Origin of the sequence: Synechococcus sp. R65.1, from assembly GCF_047461755.1 — a bacterium.
Classification (GTDB): domain Bacteria; phylum Cyanobacteriota; class Cyanobacteriia; order Thermostichales; family Thermostichaceae; genus Thermostichus.
Genome location: NZ_JANSHU010000023.1, coordinates 21,362 through 36,894, shown reverse-complemented (window position 1 = coordinate 36,894; position 15,533 = coordinate 21,362). Strand labels below are relative to the sequence as shown.

Annotated in this window: 15 protein-coding genes; 8 read left to right on the top strand and 7 right to left on the bottom strand. The window is 60.0% G+C overall.

Features of this window, described 5'->3' with window-relative positions; all coding sequences use genetic code 11:
- Nucleotides 1-161: 161 nt before the first annotated feature.
- Entirely contained in the window at nt 162-512 is a 351-nt protein-coding gene (locus NW814_RS09555; protein WP_414396358.1) for a hypothetical protein, read from the bottom strand.
- Between the two features lie 330 nt (nt 513-842).
- Entirely contained in the window at nt 843-1,595 is a 753-nt protein-coding gene (locus tag NW814_RS09550; protein WP_414406120.1) for an ankyrin repeat domain-containing protein, read from the bottom strand.
- Nucleotides 1,596-1,836: 241 nt separating this feature from the next.
- On the opposite strand from NW814_RS09550, the gene NW814_RS09545 reads away from it, so the two are divergent.
- The gene (locus tag NW814_RS09545) at nt 1,837-2,430 is read left to right on the top strand and encodes a DnaJ domain-containing protein (RefSeq protein WP_414396353.1); all 594 of its coding nucleotides are present in this window, start codon (nt 1,837-1,839) and stop codon (nt 2,428-2,430) included.
- Here the strand turns inward: NW814_RS09545 and NW814_RS09540 are convergent.
- Entirely contained in the window at nt 2,427-3,836 is a 1,410-nt protein-coding gene (locus tag NW814_RS09540) for a 2-succinylbenzoate--CoA ligase (RefSeq protein WP_414406119.1), read from the bottom strand. The genes NW814_RS09545 and NW814_RS09540 overlap by 4 nt on opposite strands.
- A gap of 123 nt (nt 3,837-3,959) precedes the next feature.
- On the opposite strand from NW814_RS09540, the gene petG reads away from it, so the two are divergent.
- The 3 genes from petG (at nt 3,960) to NW814_RS09525 (ending at nt 6,885) form a co-directional block, all read left to right on the top strand.
- A complete protein-coding gene (petG, locus tag NW814_RS09535) occupies nt 3,960-4,073 on the top strand; it encodes a cytochrome b6-f complex subunit V (RefSeq protein WP_414361271.1) in 114 nt (37 codons plus the stop codon).
- Between the two features lie 74 nt (nt 4,074-4,147).
- The gene (locus NW814_RS09530; RefSeq protein WP_414406118.1) at nt 4,148-5,773 is read left to right on the top strand and encodes a bifunctional pantoate--beta-alanine ligase/(d)CMP kinase; all 1,626 of its coding nucleotides are present in this window, start codon (nt 4,148-4,150) and stop codon (nt 5,771-5,773) included.
- An 83-nt stretch (nt 5,774-5,856) separates the two neighbouring features.
- Nucleotides 5,857-6,885 (top strand): hemolysin family protein, encoded by a 1,029-nt coding sequence (locus NW814_RS09525; protein ID WP_414406117.1) that lies wholly within the window; start codon nt 5,857-5,859, stop codon nt 6,883-6,885.
- Here the strand turns inward: NW814_RS09525 and NW814_RS09520 are convergent.
- Together NW814_RS09520 and NW814_RS09515 are read right to left on the bottom strand one after the other, a co-directional pair.
- Nucleotides 6,882-7,163: a hypothetical protein gene (locus NW814_RS09520; RefSeq protein ID WP_414406116.1), complete on the bottom strand. Its 282-nt coding sequence runs from the start codon at nt 7,161-7,163 to the stop codon at nt 6,882-6,884. The two genes, NW814_RS09525 and NW814_RS09520, sit on opposite strands and share 4 nt — an antisense overlap.
- Before the next feature lie 69 nt (nt 7,164-7,232).
- Nucleotides 7,233-9,290: an ATP-binding protein gene (locus tag NW814_RS09515; protein ID WP_414406115.1), complete on the bottom strand. Its 2,058-nt coding sequence runs from the start codon at nt 9,288-9,290 to the stop codon at nt 7,233-7,235.
- A 248-nt stretch (nt 9,291-9,538) separates the two neighbouring features.
- Here NW814_RS09515 and NW814_RS09510 point away from each other — a divergent pair, with 248 nt between their 5' ends.
- Entirely contained in the window at nt 9,539-10,534 is a 996-nt protein-coding gene (locus NW814_RS09510) for a deoxyhypusine synthase family protein (protein ID WP_414406114.1), read from the top strand.
- A gap of 46 nt (nt 10,535-10,580) precedes the next feature.
- Here NW814_RS09510 and NW814_RS09505 read toward each other — a convergent pair whose 3' ends face one another.
- Together NW814_RS09505 and NW814_RS09500 are read right to left on the bottom strand one after the other, a co-directional pair.
- The gene (locus NW814_RS09505; RefSeq protein ID WP_414396338.1) at nt 10,581-11,369 is read right to left on the bottom strand and encodes an MBL fold metallo-hydrolase; all 789 of its coding nucleotides are present in this window, start codon (nt 11,367-11,369) and stop codon (nt 10,581-10,583) included.
- Nucleotides 11,366-12,001: an anthranilate synthase component II gene (locus NW814_RS09500; protein WP_099813308.1), complete on the bottom strand. Its 636-nt coding sequence runs from the start codon at nt 11,999-12,001 to the stop codon at nt 11,366-11,368. The genes NW814_RS09505 and NW814_RS09500 overlap by 4 nt, the downstream gene beginning before the upstream one ends.
- A gap of 159 nt (nt 12,002-12,160) precedes the next feature.
- Here NW814_RS09500 and NW814_RS09495 point away from each other — a divergent pair, with 159 nt between their 5' ends.
- From NW814_RS09495 to NW814_RS09485, 3 genes are all read left to right on the top strand, one after another.
- Entirely contained in the window at nt 12,161-14,572 is a 2,412-nt protein-coding gene (locus NW814_RS09495; protein WP_414406113.1) for a DEAD/DEAH box helicase, read from the top strand.
- A 220-nt stretch (nt 14,573-14,792) separates the two neighbouring features.
- Nucleotides 14,793-15,053 (top strand): hypothetical protein, encoded by a 261-nt coding sequence (locus tag NW814_RS09490; protein WP_414396333.1) that lies wholly within the window; start codon nt 14,793-14,795, stop codon nt 15,051-15,053.
- 12 nt (nt 15,054-15,065) lie between these two features.
- On the top strand, nt 15,066-15,323 hold the full coding sequence (locus NW814_RS09485; RefSeq protein ID WP_414396330.1) for a hypothetical protein: 258 nt from the start codon (nt 15,066-15,068) through the stop codon (nt 15,321-15,323).
- The last annotated feature ends 210 nt before the right edge of the window (nt 15,324-15,533 follow it).

The following is a 15,533-nucleotide window of genomic DNA, read 5'->3' as shown; positions in this document are numbered from 1 at the left end:
GCCTAGGCAAAGTGCCTACCAGAAAAGATGTACTCGCAAGCCTACTAGCTCAGCCCATCTCCGTCAAGGCAGGAGGTTGGTCACGCCACAAAGTGGCTGATTGTCCAGTGAATCAAGGACTAGAGGAGAGCCCGCGGAGCTACCCAAATTCTGAACTGTTCTCAGCTATGCTGCTGCGTTAGCCGCTGCCAAAGCCGCAGAGGAATGCGCTCATGCGGGCACTGAAGAAGGCGAACCTGGGGCAAATCCTCTGGCAAGTAGTGCAAAGCCACCCGCGCTGTTGCCTCTAAGAGGCTGCACCGCCGCTGGGGATGCTGCTCGGCTTCCCCCAGATACACATCCAGCCAGCCGTCTTGCTCTCGGTAGCTAATCCGCAAAGCACAAGGAGAAGGCAGAAACTCTTTGCGGTAGAGCCGAAAGCCCTGCTCAGGACTCCATCCCAGCCACCACTGAGGCGCCAGTTGTCCCAAGGGCCGACACCATACGTCTGCCTGAACTTGCTGCCCTTCCATACCTGCCACTCTAAGCCTCTTCTCCGGCGGAGATCTAGCTGCAAATCTTTGCCAACTACCCTCTAGGCAGGAACTCTACCAGAACCTCCCGTGCTGATGCAAGTCTTTATCAAGGAGACCCCCAGCTAGCTGGGTAAGATATTGCAATTTAATCTCAATAGTGCTATGCTGTCACCCAGTTGGGTGTTCGTCTTCCTCTCTTGTCTTGGGCGAAGCAGGGGATCCCGCACCGGCGGAACCAGCCAAGGGATCCCTTTCCTCCTGGTCGAGGTTCTAGGCTGTTAACAGGGGCAGGGTTTTTTGAGGGGATTGGGGGGGGGTGGGAGAAGTTCAGAGAGTTGCACCTCGTTCCTGTAGCCACTGGACAGCTAGCCTGTGCTGGCGTTTTTGCGCATAGGCTAAGGGAGTGTATCCATCCTGATTGCGAGGGTTTAGTTCGGCCCCATGCTCCAGCAAAAGCTCCAGCATCGGGACATGTCCTCCCCAGGCAGCCCAGTGCAGGGGCGTTGCTCCAAAGCGGCTGCGGGCATTGACGTTAGCCCCGTACAGGATCAGAAAGCGAGCAATACCTAGATGTCCTTGGGCCGCTGCCTCGTGTAAAGGGGTTCGCCCTGCTTCGTCGACTGCATCCACAGGGGCTCCTTTAGAAAGTAGGCGGGCCAGAGCACTTTTCCGACCCGTGGCCACAGCCCAGTGAAGAACCCTACAGACGTCTGCTCCTTGTTGGATCAGCAGGCTGATGACTTCTGCTCGATCGGCCAAGACAGCCCGATGCAGAGGAGTGTACCCATGGCGGTCTGGCAAGTTGATATCGCTGCCTGCTTTCAGAAGCCGCTCCACCACTTCCACCTGGCCGCTGGCGGCAGCCAAATGGAGTGGAGTTGCCCCTGTAGGATCCAGAGCGTGGACAGAAGCGCCATGGGCCAAGAGCAAATCCAACAGTTCCAAATCGCCAAGGAGTGTCGCTTTATGAAGCAAAGTCATTCCCTGAGCATCGACAGCATTCACATCTTCCCCCCGCTGCAAATGGGCCAATAATTGTAGATCTCGATTGGCAAGAGCTTGATGAAGCGCTTCACTCATAACAGATAGAAATAAAAAAGCCAAGTTGCAATGAAGTTGGGCAACAGGAAGGGATCCTCGATAGGCCGGAATGGAGGCTCCAAACAACTTGGGCAAAGTCTAACACTGGATCCCTGCTGCTGAGGGAAGCGGGAGAACCAAGCGCTTGGTGGGATCCCTTGGTCAAGCCGGGGCCGCAGCGATAGACTAGAGCTGGTTTTTGGCCAGGTCTTTTCCCGATCCCTTAGTTGCGCCACCGTTTATGGATTACTACGCGATCCTGAACCTATCTCCTGCAGCGGACATTGAAGAGATTAAACAGGCGTTTCGACGGTTGGCGCGGCAGTTTCACCCTGATGTGGCAGGGGAGGGATCCCGAGAGCGTTTCCAACAAATCCTCCAAGCCTACCAAGTGCTGAGCGACCCTGAGCAGCGGCGGCGCTACGATGCACAACGTCAATCTGCACAACGTCAATCTCCACCCAGCTCTCCTGCTGCCGGCGAAAGGCGGGTGGTCATTCGCAGCATAGGCCCCTCATCGGCAGAGCAGCCCAATCCGGAAGGGCTCAAGGAGGGGATTGCCCGCGTCAAGGCAGCCTGGCGGGAGCGGAAGTTGCCCACGGCGGTGGCCCAGGCGGAGGCGCTGCTGAAACGGTTTCCCAACTCCAGCGAGGCCATCCACATCTTGGCGTTGGCCTACCAGCGCTTCGGCAACCATTTGATCTACGAGGGGCGCTATCAGCAGGCGGAAGCCTACTTGAGAAAAGCTTTGGCCACGGAGCCGCACAACCGAGAATTGGCCTTTGAAATCAAGCGAGATTTAGCCCGTCTGGGCATTCGGGAGGGATCCCGCTAACTTGCCTGCGTTGGGATCCCCAACGTCTGAGCTGCCCACTGCCGGAGTTGTTGGCGGTTGACCTTGCCCTGAGGGTTGCGCGGGATCCCGCTACACCATAGCCACCGCTTGGGGTGTTTGAAGGGGCTTAGTTGTTGCGCGAGGTGCCGCTTTAGGTGTTCCTCCAGCTCGTCGGCGGTCAGAGGGATCCCAACCTTGGGCACAGCCACGGCCACCAGCTGCTGTCCCCACTCCTGGTCAGGCAGGCCCAGCACACAGACATCTTCCACCCAGCCGCTGGCGCGGATTTCCCCTTCCACCTCAGCCGCCATCACTTTTTCCCCTCCCGTTAGGATTAGGTCGTCGGCGCGGCCCAGCCAGTGGAGGTGACCTTGGGAGTCGAGGTAGCCCCAATCCCCAGGGGCCAAACCCTGCTGTTGCCACTTGCCCAGGCCCTCAGCCTCCCCCGCCAAGGGGTAGTAGCCTAGGGCCAGGGATTCGGCCCAGACGTGGATAGAGCCCACTGTCTGGACGGGTAGGGGATCCCCGGCTTCGCCCCGGATCTCCAGGCGGGCATGGGGTAGGGGTCGACCCAAGCTGTCGCTCCCTTGTAAGAAGGCTTGCGGCAGCAGCGTACATACCTGGGAGGCGGTTTCGGTCATGCCGTAGGTGAGGGCCAGGGGCAGGTACAACTGCCGGGCCTGTTGTCGCAAGCTGGGCCAGGTAGGGCCGCCGCCAACCAAAATGGCCTGGAATTGGCGCAGGCTTTCCAGCACTCTCGGCCGGGCATCCAGTAGCAGCCGTTGCAACTGGGTGGGCACCAGGGACAGGAAGCTACCCGGCAAAGGCGGATCCCAGGCCTCGGCTTGCTGCTGGCGTTTCCAATCCCAGACAATCCACTGCCCGTTGCTCAGCCAGGAGCGAACAGCCTGCATGAGGCCGCTGACGTGGTACAAGGGCAGCATGCAATAGCTATGGACACACTCCACGCCAAAGTGCTGTTGGTGGGCTCTGGCGGAGGCGCTGAGGGTACGCCAGGAGTGTACCGCCCATCTCACCTGGCCGCTGGAGCCACCAGTAGGGATCCCAATCACTGGCCAATCAGCGCTGGGCAAGATCCGCTGCCAGTGCCCCAGAGGGGAGGTGGAGGAGGTGGGATCCCCCTGCAACTGCCCTTGCCGCCAGCGCCAAGCGGATCCCAGGCCAGCCAAAGCCTGGCTCCACTCCCGTTCTCCCCAGCGGGGATTGGCCAAGAAGAGGGGGATCCCCAAGCGCTGGCAGGCCAAAACCAAAGCCCACACCTGCAGCGGATCCGAGTCTGCCACCAGCAGAGGCACAGCCTTTTCTGCCAAAGGACGTAGGTGTCCTTCCAGGTTAGACAGGCGCTCCTTCAAGCTGGGAGAGCAAGAAGAGTTAGAGGCCATCATGGCCGGGGGATCCTCAGCCTACACGCCACGGCAGTCAAAGGCCAGCGGGTACCTACAAGCCAACTCGGCAGTTTTTGGAGCATGGCTTATCATGATCTAGGTTTGGAGTAGGAGGTGGGGTTTGTGATCGAGCCCATTTTGCTGGGGATCGTCTTGGGGATGGTTCTGGTTACCCTAGCAGGCTTGTTTGTGTCGGCCTACCGGCAGTATCAGCGCAGCAATAAGATGGGTCTGTAAAGGGGCAGGCAGTCCAGCCAACTGGCCCTGGCCTGCAGCCAGGAAACTGGCCAAGGGGGTGAGGCGGCAAAGCCATGCAGTGGCTGCGCACGGTGGCGGCGTTGCGGGAGCAAGTGGCCAAGTGGCGGGGATCCACCATTGGCTTGGTGCCAACGATGGGATCCCTGCACGAGGGGCATCTTAGCTTGATTCGCCGCTGCCGCCAGGAGTGTGACCACACGGTGGTCAGTATTTTCGTCAACCCGCTGCAATTTGGCCCCAATGAGGACTGGGAGCGCTACCCCCGCGATGAGGAGGGAGATCGAGCTCTGTGTGAAGCCGCAGGCGTGGATGTGGTTTTTGCCCCCGACCTGCAAGAAATGGGAGCGGACCCGGCATCTGCTAGAGATCGCACTTGGGTCGATCCCCCGCCCTCCCTCTTGCAAACCCTCTGCGCTCCCCACCGGCCAGGTCACTTCCGCGGGGTAGCCACCATTGTGGTACAACTGCTAAACCTGGTCCAGCCCCAGCGGGCTTACTTTGGCCAAAAGGATGCCCAGCAACTGGCCATCATCCAGCGGCTGGTTCAAGACCTGAAGATTCCCACCACCATTGTCCCCTGCCCCACCGTTCGAGAGGCCGACGGCCTGGCCTACAGTTCCCGCAACCGCTACCTCTCGGCAGAGGAACGGCAGGTGGCAGCGGGCCTCTACCGCGCTTTGCGCCGGGGCTATGAGCACTGGCAGGCCGGAGATTCCTCTGCTGAAGGGATCCTGGCGGCGGCGCGTGCCGAGCTGGAGCACACCCCTGAGCTGCGCCTGCAATACCTAGAGCTGGTGGATCCGCAAACCCTCCAACCCCTCTCGGAAGTAAAAGACAAGGGGCTCCTAGCTATTGCAGCCTACGTCGGGCAAACGCGCCTCATCGACAACTTACTTTTGGCAAGGGAGAAAAGCGATTTGCCGCCTCAGAAGGAAGAGGGGGCTGTGCTGCCTTCTCCAAAAAGGGGGCGCCGTCCCCTGATTGCCATCGACGGCCCTGCAGGAGCGGGTAAGTCCAGTGTGGCCCGAGCGGTGGCCGCTCAGCTGCAGTTGCTGTACCTGGACACAGGGGCCATGTATCGGGCTATTACCTGGCTAGCCCTGCAGCGGGGGATCCCGTTGGACGACGCCGAGCAGCTCACCCAACTGGCTGCCCAAACTCAACTGAGGCTGCAAAGCGGCCCCTCGCCTGACGAACCAACCCGCATCTGGGCCAATGGCCAAGAAATTACCCAGGCCATTCGCTCTCCTGAAGTAACCCGCTGGGTTTCCCAAGTGGCGGCAGTGCCAGGGGTGCGACAGGAGTTGGTGAAGCAGCAGCGCCTCCTAGGTCGAGATGGAGGGGCCGTTCTGGAAGGACGCGATATTGGTACCCATGTCTTTCCCGATGCTGAGCTAAAAGTCTTCTTAACGGCCTCGCTGGGAGAGCGGGCGCAGCGTCGGCAACATCAGCTGCAGGCGCAAGGGCAGGTAGTGTCCTTGGAAGAACTAAAAGCCCAGCTTGAGCAGCGGGATCGCTACGACAGTGAGCGTCAGATTGCGCCCTTGCGGCCTGCTCCCGATGCCATTGTGATCGATACGGATCACCTAAGCCAGGCCGAGGTGGAGAACAAAATTGTGACGTTGTACCGGCAGCTTTTGGAGAAGGCCGGCTCAGATCAGCCCGATGCAAAAGGCTAAGCCGCGAAGTGAGGTAGCGGGATAAAGGAAGTGCCTCCCCAACGCAAACGCCTTCTCTCCGGCTCTGGGTAGTCGGGAACGCTATGGGTAGTCTGCTTCTCCTTGCCGTTTTACTCCTTGTCTCAGCGTTTTGCTCCGGTGCGGAGACAGCCATTACCGCCATGGACAACCTGCGCCTGGAGTCCCTCATCGAGGACAAGGGGGATCCGCAGGGGTTCTACCGGCTGGTTCAACAGCAGCGGTCACAGCTCATCACGAGCTTGCTGCTGGTGAACAACTTTGTCAACATTGGCATTGCTGCCCTGGCTACAACCATCTCCATCGAGCTGCTGGGATCCCCGCTGGGGGGCTTGGTTGCCACCCTGCCCACCACGATCCTGGTGCTCTTGATAGGCGAAGTGGCTCCCAAGTCCTTGGCGGTCAGCCATCCGCTGGCAGTTTTCCGCTGGGTGGTGCGGCCTGTCTATGCCCTAGCGGTGCTGCTGCGCCCTTTGACCCATGCCTTTGAGTGGCTTGTTGGCAGACTTTTTCATCTCCTGGAGCTTTCTCCCTTGACGTCCACTACTTCTCTCAAGGATTTGGAACTGTTGATTGATGTGTTGGGGCAGCGGGGGCTGCTGGACTGGCAGAAGCGGCGTCTGTTCCGCGGTGCCCTAGCTTTAGATGGGCTGCGGGCCCGGGATGTGGCCAAGCCTAGAGTAAAAATGGAAACCATCTCCCACGATAAGACGCTGCAGGATGTGGTGAAACTCTGCCTGGAGACAGGCTACTCCCGCATCCCCGTCCAAGGGGAATCCAAAGACGAGATTGTGGGCGTCATCCACCTCAAGCAGGCCCTGCGCCACCTGGAGCAAGAAGGCAATGTCGAGGTAACCAAGGCGATGTCGCCGCCCTTTTTTGTCCCCGAGACCAAGCGCGTCAGCCTACTGCTTAAAGAGATGCTGCGCTCCCGCCAACACCTGGGGATTGTGGTGGATGAATTTGGCGGCACCAGTGGCCTCATCACGCTGGAGGACATCTTGGAGGAGCTGGTGGGGGAGATCTACGACGAGAGCGACCTCTCTCCCCTGCTTTCGCGGCGGCAACAACGGCAGCGCTCCGCCTCTAGCTAACTTGCAGAGTCTTCGTTGGCGGGATCCCGAAAGCTTGGGTCGTCGGGGTAGCGGGCCACAAAAAAGAGCCAAAAGCTGTGGATCCCCAAGCCTAGGCCCCACCAGCCTAGCAGAGGTAGCAGCCACGGCCAATCGGCCCGATACAGCTGTTGGAAAAACACCAGCCCCGAGGCGCTGCAGAGAAAACCAGCCAGATGAGTTGCGTAGGTGTAGCGGTCATCCAGCTTGCGAAACTCGGGATCCCGACGGGAGGGTTTGCGGGGCCAGCGCGGCGGCATGGCAAAACCGTCTAGTTAAAATTTTCTCCAGTGTAGACCATTCCAACCCCAGCCTTTTGCTCCTCAAGGTCACTGCCGCCAGCGGCAACTGGGGGGATCCGTCTCGGCTGGCTGGTCCTCAAACTCCAAGGGGCCCTCCTCAGTGTACAGGTGCAGGTCAAACCAAAAGGTGGAGCCCTGTTCCAGCTTGCTTTCTAGGCAGATGCGGGTTCGGTGCTTCTCCAGGATGTTGCGCACGATGGCTAGGCCCAGGCCAGTGCCCTCCAGGGTATGTACCCGGTTCTCCACTCGGAAAAAGCGCTCGAAAATCCGCTCCTGATCCTCCGGGGCGATGCCAATGCCAGTGTCGGCCACCGCCACCCGCACTGCCTGTGGGGCTCCATCCGGCCGAACCACCAGGTGGGCATGCACCGTCACTGTGCCTCCGGAGGGGGTGAACTTGATGGCATTGCTCAAGAGGTTGGTCATGACCTGCAAGAGGAGATCGTAGTTGCCCCACACCGGCGGCAGATCCGGATCGAGAAACTGGCGCAGCAGGATCCCCTTGTCGCGGGCTTGCAGGTGATGGGTGCGCAGGGTTTGCTCGATAACGGCGGAGATGTCAACAGCCTCAAAGTGATACTGCTTGCCCGACTCTAGGCGCGACAAATCCAATACGTCATTGACCAAACGAGTGAGGCGATCTGTTTCGCGGTTGGCAATTTCCAGGTAGTCCAGCCGCTCCTGCGGCGACATTTGCTCGCCATACTCGTAGAGGGTCTCGATGAAGGACTTGATGCTAAATAGAGGAGTGCGCAGTTCGTGGCTGATGTTGCTGATGAACTGGGCTTTGGCCTCGTTGAGCTCTGCCTCGCGGGTAATATCCTGCACGGTGATGACAATCCCCTTGAGGTTTTGCCGCCGCGGGTCGGACACTGGCGAAAGCAGGATGCGGATAACCCGCTTGGTAGGGCTGGTGAGGTTGACGCGAATTTCCTCTGCCTCTTGATCCCCGCGGGCAATTTGCGTGAGCGGGCGGGCCAGTTGCTGCCGCAGATCCTCGGGCAAGAGCTCCAGCAAGGGTTTGCCCAGGACAGGCTCGCCTTCCCAGCCAAACATGCGCGAGGCAGCTGGGTTGAGCAGCAGGACCCGAAACTCGGCATCCAGCAAGATGGCCGCATCGACGATGGAAAACACCAGCGTCTCCAGCTTAGCCTTGGCAGCAGCCAGTTCCTCAATGTTCTGCTCCTCGTAGCTCTGCAGCCGCTCTGCCATCTTGTTAAAGCTGTCGATGAGTTGGGCCAGCTCCCCCCCAAAGGGCAGGTCGATGCGCTGTTTGAAGTTACCCTTGGTGATTTCCTGGACGCCTTTGACCAGCTCCTTGATGGGGTAGGTGATGGTGAGAGCGTTGACCACGGCTCCCAGGATGGCCAGAACCCACACCGCCAAAAACACCCCAATCGAGACCTCGCGCGCCAGTTGCGTAGAGCGCACCAGGGCAGGGTTGGGGTTGATGCCCAGGGCCAGGGTGCCCAAAAAGCGGCCCTGATGGTAGATGCCAACAAAAATGTCCGTCACCCGCCCGGCAGGGGTGAGATGGGCGCGCACCAGGGGCTGGCCCTCAGCAGGCGGACGGTTGCCCGGCAGTTGCATGCGACGGGCAAGGCTGAGAGAGGTTTTCACCTCCTGGTTGGAAAACGGGATCCCGTAGTAGATGTTCCCCTCGGGGTCGGCGTAGAGCAAATAGCGGATGCTGCTGGTGCTCTCAAAGTATTGCCGCGACAGTTGGGCCACTTCACCAAGGCGCTCTTCAGCAATGAGGGGAGCAACATTGGCTGCCAATAGCAACCCTAGATCCCGGCCAAAGCGGGCCTCGTTAAAGCGGGCATCTTGCTGCACGGTGCTGACGGCCCAGAAGGTGAAGCTGCTCACCACCAGCGAGACCACCAGCGTGGCCACAAAGAGCAACTGGGTCTCCAGGCGCAGCTTGTATTTCCAGCGCGCCCACCAGCGCCGCAGGGATCCCAGGGGAGATTCCACTTGGGCTGGCTCTGAGGTGGCCGGGGCAGGAGGCACTGGCTCTGGAGAAGCGGCCTCAGCAGTTGCGGCAACCGGCTCAGCCGGCTCGGCAGTGCTGACAGGAGGCATGGATCCAATAGCAACCCTGGAGAACACTGTCGCCACCATTCTGACATGGGTTCCGACCAGGGCTGAGAGAAGGCTAAATCTTGCGCAAAGAATCCCGAGCCCAAGTGCAAAGAACTATGCCTCTTCCGTCGGCTCGCGGAGAAGTGACACCTGGGGAGGTTGCTCGCAGTGGTGTTGCCGAGACACCGTTTCACCGGCAGCAAGAGTTGGTAAAATTAGAGCTTGTGCTTTGCAAAAGCAAATCCAGATTGCCGGAAACTCAAACCGTGACCCGCGGCCCTGTCAGCCAATTTATCGAGCATCACTTTCGCCACTTCAACGCCGCCGCCCTGGTAGAAGCGGCCAAGGGCTACTCTGCCCACTTGGAAAAGGGCGGCAAGATGATGGTGACCTTGGCGGGTGCCATGAGCACGGCGGAGCTGGGCCTTTCCCTGGCGGAGATGATTCGGCAGGGCAAGGTGCACGCCATCTCCTGCACTGGCGCCAACCTTGAGGAAGACATCTTTAACCTCATTGCCCACGACTTCTACGAGCGGGTGCCCAACTACCGGGATCTCAGCCCGCAGCAGGAGCAGGAGCTGCTGGAGCGGCACATGAACCGGGTAACGGATACCTGCATCCCGGAAGAGGAGGCGATGCGGCGCCTAGAAAAAGCTCTGCTGGAAGAGTGGATAGCTGCCGACCAGGCGGGGGAGCGCTACTTCCCGCACGAGTTCATCTACCGCATCCTGCGCAGCGGCAGGCTGGAGCCCTACTACCAAATTAATCCGCGGGATTCCTGGGTTTACGCGGCCATGGAGGCTGACTTGCCCCTCTACGTGCCGGGCTGGGAGGACTCCACCACCGGCAACATGTACGCTGCCCACTGCATCACCGGTGAGATCCGCAATGTCCACACCGTCCGCACGGGCATTGAGTACATGATCCACCTGGCCGATTGGTACACACGCACCTCAGCGGAGTGCTCCGTCGGCTTCTTCCAGATTGGCGGTGGCATTGCCGGAGATTTTCCCATCTGCGTAGTGCCCATGCTGCACCAAGACCTAGGCCGCAAGGGGATCCCTCTGTGGGGCTATTTCTGCCAGATCAGCGACTCTACCACCAGCTACGGCTCCTACTCGGGGGCGGCGCCCAACGAGAAGATCACCTGGGGCAAGTTGGGGGTCGACACACCCAAGTTCGTCATCGAGTCGGATGCCACCATCGTGGCGCCTTTAATCTTTGCCTGGGTGTTGGGGTGGTAAAACTCCCAGGCCAACGCTCACAGCCCATCGCCTGCGCTGCGTGGCCTTACTGCTCAAAGTACAGGATGGCCATCCCTTGCCTGGGCAGGGCTTGAGCCGAAAGTAGCAATGGGTTGCTGAGGGCAGGTTGCGCGGCAGCGGGGGGAAATAGGCGCAAAAACGCCTCCAGAGGCAACAGCTCGCATTGGGACTCCTCGGCGGCGGCGGTGCGATACATGGTGGGGATGACCAACTTGGGCTGCAGCGCTTCGATGGCTGCCTTGGCTGCCTTGGGATCGTAATTCTTCGGCCCACCTCCCACCGGCACCAACAACAGGTCAGGGCGAGAGAGCAAGATGGACTGCTCCCGGCCAATGGGCTGTAGTGCCCCTCCCAGGTGGACAATGTCGATCCCGCCCATGCGCCAGCGCCAGCCTACGTTGAGGCCAAAGCGGGGGCCCCGTGGCATGCGCACCCCCTGCACGCGGATCCCGTCGATGAGGTAGTCGCCTGGCTGAAACAGCACTTTGGGGTTGCCGGGCACCACGTCCAAAGCTCCCTCGTCCAAAAGGCGGCTGCTGAGGAGCACCAGATCGGCAGCGACGCGGGGGGGAGGGTAGCCGGCTGTACAACCGGCTGGCCGAAAGGGGTTAACCAGAAAGCGCTTGCCCTCCCCCTCAAACAAAACGCAACTGTGGTGCAGCCAGGTCAGCTGCAGGCCCTGGGCGCTGGAGCCGGGGGTAAACTCCAGGGATCCCCCTGGAGAAGGATCAGTTTGCGCCCTTGCCCATTGACCCCCTGCGGCAAGGGATCCCAGCAAGCTGGCGCTGGCTTGCAAAAGTTGGCGACGCTTCATCGGGTGGGGATCCTTGACACAACCCCGGCAGCCGCCGGCTGGAGCAATCCCGAGGTAGGGATCTGGGCCAAGCGCAGGAAGTTGCTCAGCAGGCGTTTGCCCTCCGCGGTCAAAATGCTCTCCGGGTGGAACTGCACGCCCTGCACATGAAGATAGCGGCGGTGGCGGATCCCCATAATGATGCCGTCCTGAGTTTGGGCCGTCACCTCTAGTTCGTCAGGACAGGTGGAAGCCTCAATCACCAAGCTGTGGTAGCGGGTTGCAACAAAAGGCTGGCTCAGCCCCTCAAACACTCCCACCCCTCGATGATAGATGAGGGAAGTCTTGCCGTGCATCAGCTCAGGTGCGCGCACGATCCGACCGCCGTAGACCTGTCCAATGCACTGGTGACCCAGACAGACGCCCAAAATCGGCAGCTCCGGCCCCAGCTCGCGGATCAACTCCAGCGAGATGCCGGCATCTTCGGGCCGTCCTGGCCCTGGAGAAATGACAACCGCCTGGGGACGCATCTGGCGCAGCTGGGCCACTGAAATCTCGTCATTGCGAAAAACTCGTACCCCTGCGCCTAGCTCCCCCAGGTATTGCACCAGGTTGTAGGTGAAGCTGTCGTAGTTGTCGATAACAACCAGCACGATGGCACCCGGCAACGGCACCCCATTTTAGCATTGCCCAGGCTTCAGGGCCCGCAACCCGGAGCCAACACCCAAATCCAGCTTGTATCCTGGAGGGTATAGCACACAAGCAGCAGCAAGGTGGCTAGCTTTTAGGTTGTTTTTGATTTTTCAGATCCCATGAACTTGCTTCTCTCTCCGGCGACCGACTTGCTGGACGAGTTGCGCAGGCTTTTCCCTTTTGAGCTGGATGAGTTTCAGATCCAAGCGATTCAAGCTCTGGCCGCGGGGGAATCGGTGGTGGTCTGTGCGCCTACGGGATCCGGCAAGACCCTGATTGGAGAGTATGCCATCCACCGGGCCTTGTCCCAAGGCAAGCGGGTTTTCTACACAACCCCTCTGAAGGCTCTTTCCAACCAAAAGTTTCGCGATTTCAGCCAGCAATTCGGCCCGGAGCGGGTTGGCCTCCTCACCGGCGACATCTCCATCAACCGGGAAGCGCCGATCTTGGTGATGACCACCGAGATCTTCCGCAATATGCTCTACGGCACGCCGCTCTCTCTGGCTGTCCAGCGCGGGCCCTACGGCAGCGAGAGGGATGCGTGGGAAGAGGCGGAGGCTCTGAGCCGGGATCCCTTGCGGGACGTGCAGGCGGTGATCCTGGACGAATGCCACTACATGAACGACCAACAGCGGGGCACTGTCTGGGAAGAGGCAATTATCTACTGCCCTGCCCACATCCAGCTTGTTGCCCTCTCGGCCACCCTGGCCAACAGCGACCAGCTTACCGACTGGATGAACCAGGTGCATGGCCCCACGCGACTGGTCGATTCCAGCCATCGCCCAGTGCCGCTGCAATTTCACTTTGCCAATCGCAAAGGGCTGTTCCCCCTGCTGGAGCAAACCGAGTCAGGCCAGTGGGTTTGCAATCGCCGCCTGAGAAGCAAGCCCTCCAAGTCAGGCCAGGCTCCCTACGGAGAAGTACCGGATATGGCCCAGGTGGTGGAAAACCTGCGCCGACGGGATATGCTGCCGGCCATCTATTTCATCTTCAGCCGCAAGGGCTGTGACCTGGCGGTGGCCAGTTTGGGAAACTTGGACTTAATTAGCTCTGAAGAAGAGCGGCGGCAGTTGGCCGAGCAGATCGACCGTTTCTGCCAGGAAATGCCAGAGGCAGTGCGCCGGGATCAACTGGATGCCCTCTACCGGGGCATTGCCGCCCACCATGCCGGCCTGTTGCCCGCCTGGAAGGGCCTGGTCGAGCACCTGTTTCAGCAGGGGCTGGTGAAGCTAGTTTTTGCCACCGAGACGCTGGCTGCCGGGATCAACATGCCCGCCCGCACGACGGTGATTTCCTCCCTCTCCAAGCGCACCGACAACGGCCATCGCCTTCTAACTGCCTCTGAGTTTATGCAAATGTCAGGGCGGGCTGGACGGCGGGGCAAAGATGTGATTGGGCATGTGGTGACCTTGCAATCTCCCTTTGAGGGGGCGCAGGAGGCAGCGCGGCTGGCCACGGCAGGAGCGGATCCCCTGGTGAGCCAGTTTACCCCCACCTATGGCATGGTGCTGAACTTGCTGCAGAAGCACTCTCTGGAGGCGGCCCGGGATCTCATCAACCGCAGCTTTGGCCAGTATTTGCTCTCGCTGCAAAGGTTGCCCGAACAACAGGAGCTCCAGCGCACTCGCGCCGAGCTGGAGGAAATTGACCGCCTCCTGGTGGGGATTTCCGACGAAGATATCGCCCGCTACGAGAAAATGCAGGCGCAACGGCGGGAAGAGCGGCGCCTTTTGCGCTATCTGCTCAAACAGCAGGAAGCAGAACCGGATCCCACCCTGCGCCTATTGGCCTTTCCCCACATCCAAGCCCAAGAGGAGAAAATCCGCGCCCTAGAAGCCCGCATCCGCGCCAACCCTGCCCATAGGGTCGGGAAAAAGCTGCTGGGTTTACAGGAAAAGCGCCAGCGTCTGCTCAAGCGCCTCCAGCACTTGGAGCGCCAGAGTGAGTCTGTGCAGGAGTTGCGCTGGCAGCAATTCATGGCCCTGGTGGGCGTGCTGCAGGAGTTCGACTGTCTGCAAGGGTATCAGCCAACAGTTAGTGGGGAGGTGGTGGCTGCTCTGCGAGGGGATAACGAGCTCTGGCTGGGTCTAGCTCTGCTCTCTGGCGAATGTCTAGGCTGTGCCCCCCATCACTTGGCTGGGGTCATTGCTGCTCTGGTGGCCGAGCCTCCCCGTTCAGGTACCTACAGCCGGCTGCGGACTTCTGGGCTAGTTGAGGATGTGCTGCATGGCTTGCGAGGCCTGCGGCGGCAACTGTTCCGCAGCCAACGTCAACACCAGGTGTTTCATGTGCCAATTGGGTTTGAGCCCGATCTGGCCGGGATCGTGGAACACTGGGCCCAAGGGATCCCCTGGGAAAAGCTGGAGGCCAGCACCAACCTGGATGCTGGGGATATTGTGCGCCTGATTCGCCGCACCTTGGATTTGCTCTCTCAGATCCCCCACATTCCTCATTTGCCAGCGGAGCTGCGGGAAAATGCCCGCGAAGCCCAAAAAATGCTGGATCGCTTCCCGGTGAGCGAGCTGATCTAGCAGCACTTTGGCGAGGGTGGGATCATAAGCCCTTGCGCGGCAGTGACTTTCACTACCACCCTGTCCGGGTTAAGGCCTAAGCGAATGGCCTCTTCCCAGTGGCAGGCTAGAATCCAGCTAGCCTCTCCCCTCCGATGAGCACCTGTATCAAACAGGCTGAGCGCGATGGCCGCCTAGCCTCCACCCAGTCAAGTCCGTCCACTTGCGCGTAGTAGCCAATATGCACTTCGACTCAGTTGAAGACTTTGAGCGCTGGATAGAGGATCTGGTAGCTGGCAAGATTGAGCCGCCCAACTACCACGACATTCGCCACGCCAGCCGCGAAGACGCAGAAGAGTGTTTGCGGCTGCAGCAGGAGGAAGCCCGCAAGCTGGGGCTAGATCCGGAAGAGGTAGTGCTGCTGCAGGATCCCTTCAGCGGGGAGTGGCTAGTCCTTGTCCCCTGGAAGCAAATAGAAGCCGGCCTGGCTCAGTTTTGGTAGGTGGACTCAGCTATGAGTGAGAGCAACAACCAACAGCCAACTCTGGCCGACGTTTTGGCAGCGGTGGAGCGGCTTGATAAGGAGCTGCAAGAGATCCGCTCAGACCTCGCTGCCACCCGGCAAGAACTGAGGGATGAGGTGCGACGGTGGGATGAGCGCTTCTTCGAGTTCGCCAAAGACACCGCCAACCGCGCCAACACGCTCATCGCCAGCGCTGCTGTTACGGTCATTGCTGGTACTTTGCTGTTGATTCTGAGGGAGGGGAGGTAGCTGTGGACACTCAAAGCCTCAGGATCCCGACTGGGTTCGCTTCCCAGTCCCCGACATGGAAACAGCTTTGACCCGCCTATTAGGCAAATAAACGGAAAGGGGATACGGGAACAGGATCGGGGGCGGGGCTAGCTCCCCTTAGCAGAATTTTTGAGTTTGTGATTCAGGGGCTAACAACGGCATGCCTCTGGAGAGGGGCGCTAGCGGGCC